The following is an 8539-nucleotide window of genomic DNA, read 5'->3' on the forward strand; positions in this document are numbered from 1 at the left end:
ATTACAAACTTCCCGCCGGGCGACTGCCTCTGCCCGCAGAACTTAACGTTCTCCCCGTTTGCTTACCCCCCAGACTCTCCAGACGCATCTGGAATGGTGGGAACGGCATATCGATACCGTGCTCGCGGAAGCCTGCCAGAATCAGCTGGTGTATCTCGTGGCGCAGTGGCATACGGTGCCCCATCTCTGCGGCATAGATACGCAGTTCGAAGATTTGAATCCCCTGCTGCAGATCAACCAGAAAGACTTCTGGCGCCGGGTTATCGATAACCAGCGAACAGCGGTGGGCGGCGGTAAGCAGGATTTGTGTGACTTCCTCGCTGTTAGCTTCCGACGGCGCCGGGATAGTTAACACGACACGCGTGACCGAGTCAGATAGTGACCAGTTGATAAACTGCTCGGTGATGAACGCTTTGTTGGGCACGATGATCTCTTTGCGGTCCCAGTCGCTGATGGTCGTGGCGCGGGTATTAATTTTCGTCACGCTACCGGTGAGATCGCGAATGGTCACCGTGTCGCCAATGCGGATTGGTTTTTCAAACAGGATAATCAGGCCGGAAATAAAGTTGGCGAAGATCTCCTGCAAACCAAAGCCCAGACCGACACCGAGAGCGGCCACCAGCCATTGCAGTTTGGACCACTCAATACCGATCATCGAGAAGCCAACCAGACCGCCAATCAGCATCAGCAGGTACTTGGTGATGGTGGTGATGGCGTAACCGGTGCCGGGGGTTAAATCCAGATGTTGCAGCAGCGCCAGTTCCAGCAACGCGGGCAGGTTTCGCACCAACTGCGTCGTGATGATAAACACCAGAATCGCAATTAACACCGCACCCAGTGTAATGGGCTCTAAACTTTCCACGCCCTGCACCGTGGAGGTGACATCCCATAGTGAGATATTTTCCAGGAAGCCGAAAGCAGAATGAATTTCTGACCACAGCACGATAACCGAAAGCAGGGCGATAAGCATCAGGATAGAACGCACCAGGCGCAATGATTGTGCGCTGATTGCATCAAGATCCACTTCGCTTTCGTCAACATCAACGGCCCCTTCGAGGCTGGTTGAGTGTGGCGGCTCTTCCTCACCGCGCGCGCGTTGCGCCAGCATTTCGGCGCGTCGATGCTTGGCACGATCGAATGCCAGGCGGCGACGCTGGATAAGCATCCAACGGCGGATGACGTGATAGACCACCAGTAACAAGAACCAAATTGCTACCGAAGTCTCCAGGCGCGCCAGCAGGGCTTGTGATGTTGCCAGGTAGCCCACAGCTGCCGCGAGAATAGCAATCAGTGGTGCACCCATCAGCATATTCCACAGCATGCTGTTGACCATGTTGTCGCCATTGCCTTCTTTGTCGAGATACAGTGGTATGCCGGCGCGTTTCAGGCTCAGGGTTACGATCGCCAGCGCTCCGCAAATCAGGATAAAGCACAGACGTCCCAGTGAGGCGGAGAATTCCCGGTCATTGAGGTTATCAAACATAATCACCGCCATGATCAGCGGGACAATCAGCCCGATACTCATCAGGTAATAGTGCATGGCCTTCGCGACACGGTTACGCGGCCAGCCAAAGTGGGCGATGAACAACCCGTTGGGGCGCGCGAAGGTGGCGCAAATCATTACCGCCCATAGCATAGGCACCGTGGCGGTAACGCCATCGCCGATAGCAACAGCCAGCGGGTAAGGCCAGGCTTCCTGCAACCCGTAACCGAGCGTTGCCCATAGCACTGGCAGCGGTGAGGCGACGAGTATCGACCAGAATACCGTGCGTATCGTCAGCCAGAAGTGATCCTGGGTTACTTTACCAACACGCGCTGACGAGCGTTCCAGAAAGCGAGTAAAGTGTTTACGTGAAGAAAGGCTAAACCCAACCAGCACCAGTGCACCGAACAGTGGTAGCAGCGTTTCCTTGCTGGTCAGCATCATGATAGTGGCTTTGCCAAGCTGATTAAATGTATCGAGTGAGATCAGACGGCGCAGATCCTGAACAATATCGACGGGCCAGGAGAGCGAGATGGGGCTGACGTCTGATGTCCAGAACAGATAACGGTGCGTCGCCTCATTGACCTCTTTCAGGGCGTCTTCCAGTTGGCTATTGGAGACTTTTAGCTTAGTGAGCTCGAGGATCAGCGTATCGCCACCCTGTAGCAGAGAGTTCAGTAGTTCACGCTGAGTGCGCAACTGGGCGTTGAGAATGCTGCTCTGCTCAGCGGTTAGCGGTTGCCCGTCGGCCTGGTGAATTTGACGTAATTGCGGCTGCTTGTTGAGGAGGTCTTCATAGCGCATACGGTGTACGCGCAGCTGAGCCATTTCGGTATCTAACTGCTGGGGTTTGGGCATTTCTGGCAGACGAGAAACTTGTGCACGCAGTGCTTCCCCCAGCATATTCGAGACGCCAAGCCATTGTGACTGTTCCCGCAGCGTATTCAAGGCCTGACGTACCTGCAACGTTTGGCTGGTGGCCTGACGCTGCTGCGAGGCGACCAGGTCCATACGTTGCGCCTGCTGGTTCAAGGCCTGAGACAACTCGCGGTTAACCTTGAACTGATCGACAATACCTTCCGGCAGTCCCGCGCTGTTTTCTGCCAACAGTTCCGTGCTCTCCAGCGCACGTTCGGCTTCACGCTGGCGCTGGCTGTTGAGTTGGTTGCGTAATGCTTGCAGATAAGCGTCGAGTTGTTGGCTCTGCTTTTCTGCCAGTTCGGAGCGCATTCGCGCCAGTTCCTGGCGGTTGTTTGCGGAAAGCTGCGCCAGCTCCAGTTCATCGACCTGGGCTTTAAGTTTGGCGGATTCAGCTTGCATCGCTTGATTCTGCGCGGAATTGCCGTTGGCGGTACCAATGCGCCGCTCAAGCTCATTGAGCTGGCGGCGGGCATCGGTTTGCTGTTGAGGAAGCTGGCTTAACGAGTCGGCGATTTCCCGGGCGCGATCCTGCTCCTGTTGAGCCTGGCGGCTTTTATCCAGTAACTGACTGCTGACCTGAAGGATTTCCTGGTTTAATGCATCCGTCGTGAGGCTGGTCGGTACGCTACGCGGTTCGTCGCGCAGGTTGTTTAGCTGCGCGCGTAATGTTGCGGACAGCTTGGGGAAGTTATCGATAACCTGCTGATATTGTTCAGCACGCTCAAGGGAGCCTTTCCGCTCTTCGAGAGCATTCAGCGCGGACTGGAGCGCCTCGACGGTTTCTGGCTGAGCGGGTTTTGCCGCCTTTGCCTGCTCCAGTTCCTGGGTGAGTTGTTTGGCATCGGGGGCCGTCGCAGCGTACGCCCCCAGGCTGAGGCACCAGGCCATCAGAAAAGTGATAATCAGGCGCACAGCAGCGATTCCTATGTTTAACTTTCGTCTTTTTTGTCGTCAACCAGCGGGCTGGCGTCGTGTTCTGCTTCGATCTCTTCTTTCGCCAGCGGGGCCGGTTCTGCCTCTGGCGTCACGAAAGTCTCGGTCGAGATGGCCATTGGTTGGCCGATTTTGGTCACGGAAAGATCCTGCAACTGCTCAACCAGGTTAACTTTGCCAGGTGCGAACAGGTTGATGACGGTAGAACCGAGCTTAAAGCGGCCCATTTCCTGACCTTTCAGCAGCGCCACCGACCCTTCGCTTTCGCCTTCCGGCCATGTCCAGCGTTTGATCACGCCTTCACGCGGTGGGGTAATGGTGCCTGCCCATGTGGTTTCAATGCTGCCGACGATGGTCGCGCCGACCAGAATCTGCACCATCGGGCCGAATTCGGTATCAAACAGGCAAATAACACGTTCGTTGCGGGCAAACAGGTTCGGCACGTTCTGCGCGGTCAGGATGTTCACAGAGAAGAGATCGCCCGGCACATACATCATTTCACGCAGGATACCGTTACACGGCATGTGTACACGGTGGTAATCGCGTGGAGATAAGTAAGTGGTCACAAACGTACCGTTGCGGAATTTGTCAGCCATCTGGTAGTTGCCAGCCAGCAGCGCTTCAAGGGTATAGCTATGCCCTTTAGCTTGCAGCAATTTGTCTTCTTCGATGTTGCCTAACTGGTTGATCACGCCGTCAGCGGGCATGACCAGTACGTTTGGATCGGTATTAATCGGGCGAGCATCGTTGCGCAGCGGGCGAACAAAGAAGTCGTTAAAGGTGCGATAGCTGGCAGTGTCCGGCTTTTGCGCCTCTTTCATATCGACCTTGTAGTATTTCACGAACAGATCGATAACCAGTTTAGTCAGCCATCCCGCTCGTTTGCTCGCACCCCAACCCGCCAGGCGAGTGAGCCATAGTTTCGGCAGAATGTATTGTAGCGAAAGCTTAAATGAGTTTAACAAGGTAGCCTCCAGGCCATAATTTGTTCCCGATCCGGCATATGGGCCGGATCCTGAAAAAAGGGGGACGATTCTAGCGATGCTTAGCTTAGTTGTCAGTCGTCTGTATCAGAAAAGTTTTTACGCGTTTTTACCTGCGCCATGCTTTCCAGGATGCGGTGATAATTTTCAAACCGAATCTCAGCAATTTTCCCTTCCTCGACAGCTTCACGAATTGCACAGCCCGGATCTGCATCATGTTTACAGTCGCGGTACTTGCAATGGCCTAAATAGTCATGAAATTCGACAAAGCCATCAGTGATTTGTTCCGGTTCAAGATGCCACAGCCCAAACTCACGTACACCCGGGGAGTCGATGACATCGCCGCCGTGAGGGAAGTGGTACAGGCGAGAAGCTGTTGTGGTGTGCTGCCCAAGACCAGAGTTGTCGGAGACATCATTGGTCAGGATCTCTTCCTGCAGGCCGAGAAGATTATTGAGCAGGCTGGATTTACCTACGCCCGACTGACCGGCGAAAATGCTGATGCGATCGGTTAACGCTTCTTCAAGCGGTTTCAGGCCGTCTTTAGTGCGGCTTGAGACCATCAACACGCGATAACCAATGTGGCGATAAATATCCATCTGCTCGTTAACGAAGGCCATACCTTCGTCGTCCAGCAGATCAATTTTGTTGAGTACGATGATGGGCTCTACGTGCAAGGTTTCGCAAGCCACCAGATAGCGGTCGATAATATTCAGTGACAGCTCAGGTAAGATGGCTGAGACAATTACGATTTGATCGATGTTGGCCGCAATGGGTTTCACCCCGTCGTAAAAGTCCGGGCGAGTGAGTACTGAGGTACGCTCATGTACCGCCTCAACGATCCCTTTAACATTCACGCCCCCTGCTGCCGCTTTACCCGGACGCCAGACTACACGATCGCCGGTAACCAGCGAACGAATGGTACGGCGGATGTTGCAACGGTGAATTTTCCCGTCAGCAGACTCTACGTCGGCATGCATGCCAAAACGGCTGATAACGATGCCTTCAGCGGTCTCGCCAAACAGGTTGTCGTCGTAGTCGGGCTTCTCCGCGGACGTTTTAAGACGACGCTGGTGATTGGCGTTCACGCGGCGCTGTTGGCCTTTGGAGAGTTTATTCTTACTCAATCGGACTGGCTCCTGGTCGCCCATAATGGGCAAAACATTTATGATACACGCAATTTTAGATGAATATAGTCACACTGAATGTGACGTCTGAAGGGTGGAAAATAGCATGAGTGCCAATGAAAACAACCTGATTTGGATCGATCTGGAGATGACAGGTCTGGATCCCGAGCGCGATCGCATTATTGAGATCGCTACGCTAGTGACTGATGCCAACCTGAATATCCTGGCTGAAGGACCGACAATTGCGGTGCATCAGTCTGATGAGCAACTGGCGTTAATGGATGACTGGAACGTACGTACGCATACCGGAAGTGGGCTGGTGGAACGCGTAAAAGCGAGCACCATGGGCGATCGTGAAGCTGAACTGGCGACGCTGGCCTTTTTAAAAGAGTGGGTTCCGGAAGGGAAATCACCTATCTGTGGCAACAGCATCGGCCAGGATCGCCGTTTCCTGTTTAAATACATGCCGGAGCTGGAGGCGTATTTCCATTATCGCTATCTGGACGTCAGCACGCTCAAAGAACTGGCGCGTCGTTGGAAGCCGGAAATCCTGGCTGGCTTCACCAAGCAGGGAACGCATCAGGCGATGGACGATATTCGTGAATCGGTTGCCGAGCTTGCTTACTATCGCGAACATTTCATTAAGCTTTGATTTTGTGGATTGCCGGGCGGCGGCTACGCCTTACCCGGCCTACGAATATCGTTCCTGTGAGCTTGCACTGAGGCAGAATTGTCGCTAAATTAGACGACTTGCCGATAAATTCAGCACTTAAACAGAAAAATGAGAAAATCGCTTTTCGGGGGGTTGCAGCTAAACGGATTTCTCGTATAATGCGCCTCCCGTAACGACAGAGAATTACTCGTTACGGCAGCAACAAAAGCAGTACAGATTTGCGGGAATAGCTCAGTTGGTAGAGCACGACCTTGCCAAGGTCGGGGTCGCGAGTTCGAGTCTCGTTTCCCGCTCCAAAATTTGAAAATGCTTGTAAAGCAAAGACACACCCAAGCGGGAATAGCTCAGTTGGTAGAGCACGACCTTGCCAAGGTCGGGGTCGCGAGTTCGAGTCTCGTTTCCCGCTCCAAAATTTGAAAGTGCTTATAAAGCACAGACCACCAATCGCAGGATTTCGAATTGCGACAAGGCGGCAACTGAATGAGTCCTTAGGAGCTTACTGAAGTAAGTGACCCAGGCGAATGAAGGCAGCCAACGCAGTAGCGGTTCGAAAGACGAAGATTATGCGGGAATAGCTCAGTTGGTAGAGCACGACCTTGCCAAGGTCGGGGTCGCGAGTTCGAGTCTCGTTTCCCGCTCCAAATTCTTACCCCAATAAAAATATCCACAACGAATAATCGCGTTGGGGACGTTTTGTTTCGTCATTGACATACTCTTGTAAACAGACTTATCCACAGGCTCGGGTATTATTCCTGGAATACAAAAAACTTCGCTGGGTGAATAGTATCATTTTAACTATTTGAAATTATTGAACTAATTATCATTTCAAATTGTTAATGCGATCACTTGACGATTTTTTCTCTCTTGAATATCAATGTGTTTTTATTTTTATACACAAGCTGTGGATGACTTACGCGTCGCGCGGCAGACCCTTTTCAATGACCCTGACCAAACGTTGTTTCTTCGGTAACTGCACCTCAACTACGCAGGCATTTCGCTTCTCAATTTGCTGAGCAACCGCCCAGTCTATGTGTTCGTCGAGAAGTGGGTGCTCACCTCTGCGACTTTCCAGCGCGTGAATAACCGCGTCATCCCATGGGGCATTACCCAACGCAACGGCGATATTTCGCAGCCAGCGCAGGTGGCCAATACGACGAATGGCAGACCCCTCCGTGACTTTTAAAAACCACGCTTCGCTCCAGCTAAACAGCGCTATTAACTCCGGAGCATGCAGCTGCTTGCGCGGGTTGAAGTCATCCTCTGTCGTCAACTGTGAATAGCGGTTCCACGGGCAAATGAGCTGGCAATCATCGCAGCCGTAAATTCGATTCCCCATCAAGGGACGAAATTCTTCCGGGATCGGGCCTTCCAGTTCGATAGTGAGATAAGAGATACAGCGGCGCGCATCTACGGTGTAGGGTTCAACGATGGCCCCGGTGGGACAGATGGTCATACAGGCAACGCATTTCCCGCATCCTTCTTCGACTGGCTTATCGACCGGCAGGGGCACGTCGATCAGTAATTCCCCGAGGAAGAAAAATGAACCAGCTTCGCGATTGAGGATAAGTGAGTGCTTACCTGTCCAGCCAAGTCCGGCTTTTTCCGCCAAAGGACGCTCAAGAATGGGCGCGGAATCGACAAAAGGTCTAAAATTCAGCGAAACGCAGTGCTGTTGAATCCTCTCTCCCAGCTTTTTTAAGCGGTTACGCAGTAGCTTATGGTAGTCGCGCCCAAGCGCGTAACGGCTGACGTAACCGAGTGAGGGGGTTTTCAACGTGCTGGCAAAGGCGGCATTAGCAGGCAGATAGTTCATACGTACGCTGATGACGCGTAGCGTACCGGGTAATAATTCGTGAGGTCGGGCGCGCATCATGCCGTGACGGGCCATCCAGTCCATCTCGCCGTGGTATTGTTTATCCAGCCAGGCCTGCAGTTTGGGCTCCGCTTCGCTGAGGTCGGTATCGGCAATACCGACCTGCTGAAAGCCAAGCTCCAGCCCCCACTGCTTAATATTTTGCGCTAACTGATTGAGATCGAGGGGCTCTGACATGACGGACCATACAATGAAGAAAAACCCCGCAAGTATACCACACTTCATCTGGCACGCCGATGACATCAGGTGGATGGAGCGAGAGGCGGCAGACAGTTTAGGGCTGACGTTGTATGAGCTAATGCAACGGGCGGGAGAAGCGGCGTTTCAGGTCACCCGCGAGGCCTATCCGAACGCCCAACACTGGCTGGTGCTATGTGGTCATGGCAACAACGGCGGTGATGGTTACGTGGTGGCAAGACTTGCCAAAGCGCTGGGGCTTGAAGTCACGTTGCTGGCGCAGGAGAGTGACAAGCCACTCCCCGAGGAGGCGCAGCAGGCGCGTGATGCCTGGCTTAACGCTGGTGGCGTCATTCACGCGGCAGATAT

6 protein-coding genes and 3 tRNA genes are annotated in these 8539 nt (G+C 53.3%); 5 read left to right on the forward strand and 4 right to left on the reverse strand.

The annotated features are described in order from the left end of the window. Position 1: 1 nt before the first annotated feature. The 3 genes from mscM to rsgA form a co-directional block, all read right to left on the reverse strand. The gene (mscM, locus tag JTI85_RS03410; RefSeq protein ID WP_137345707.1) at positions 2-3316 is read right to left on the reverse strand and encodes a miniconductance mechanosensitive channel MscM; all 3315 of its coding nucleotides are present in this window, start codon (positions 3314-3316) and stop codon (positions 2-4) included. A gap of 17 nt (positions 3317-3333) precedes the next feature. Further along, positions 3334-4302 carry an archaetidylserine decarboxylase gene (asd, locus tag JTI85_RS03415; protein ID WP_219352114.1) on the reverse strand — a complete coding sequence of 323 codons (969 nt, stop codon included), beginning with the start codon at positions 4300-4302 and terminating at the stop codon, positions 3334-3336. Between the two features lie 92 nt (positions 4303-4394). Beyond that, positions 4395-5447 carry a small ribosomal subunit biogenesis GTPase RsgA gene (rsgA, locus tag JTI85_RS03420; RefSeq protein WP_219352116.1) on the reverse strand — a complete coding sequence of 351 codons (1053 nt, stop codon included), beginning with the start codon at positions 5445-5447 and terminating at the stop codon, positions 4395-4397. 106 nt (positions 5448-5553) lie between these two features. On the opposite strand from rsgA, the gene orn reads away from it, so the two are divergent. The 4 genes from orn to JTI85_RS03440 all read left to right on the forward strand — a co-directional run bounded on the left by orn (position 5554) and on the right by JTI85_RS03440 (position 6761). Then, entirely contained in the window at positions 5554-6099 is a 546-nt protein-coding gene (gene orn / locus JTI85_RS03425; RefSeq protein WP_003839477.1) for an oligoribonuclease, read from the forward strand. Positions 6100-6340: 241 nt separating this feature from the next. Beyond that, positions 6341-6416, forward strand: a tRNA-Gly gene (locus JTI85_RS03430). A gap of 37 nt (positions 6417-6453) precedes the next feature. Beyond that, positions 6454-6529, forward strand: a tRNA-Gly gene (locus tag JTI85_RS03435). Between the two features lie 156 nt (positions 6530-6685). Further along, a tRNA-Gly gene (locus JTI85_RS03440) sits at positions 6686-6761 on the forward strand. A 269-nt stretch (positions 6762-7030) separates the two neighbouring features. Here the strand turns inward: JTI85_RS03440 and queG are convergent. Further along, on the reverse strand, positions 7031-8170 hold the full coding sequence (gene queG, locus JTI85_RS03445) for a tRNA epoxyqueuosine(34) reductase QueG (RefSeq protein WP_219352117.1): 1140 nt from the start codon (positions 8168-8170) through the stop codon (positions 7031-7033). Here queG and JTI85_RS21240 point away from each other — a divergent pair. Then, the coding region (locus JTI85_RS21240; RefSeq protein WP_255575074.1) for an NAD(P)H-hydrate epimerase at positions 8169-8539 on the forward strand (371 nt) is incomplete at its 3' end. The two genes, queG and JTI85_RS21240, sit on opposite strands and share 2 nt — an antisense overlap.

The organism is Citrobacter sp. Colony219 (assembly GCF_019382635.1).
Lineage (GTDB): Bacteria > Pseudomonadota > Gammaproteobacteria > Enterobacterales > Enterobacteriaceae > Citrobacter > Citrobacter youngae.

Coding starts and splice junctions, on each gene's coding strand:
- orn (WP_003839477.1), top strand. CDS start 5,554: ATGAGTGCCAATGAAAACAACCTGATTTGGATCGATCTGGAGATGACA.
- queG (WP_219352117.1), bottom strand. CDS start 8,170: ATGTCAGAGCCCCTCGATCTCAATCAGTTAGCGCAAAATATTAAGCAG.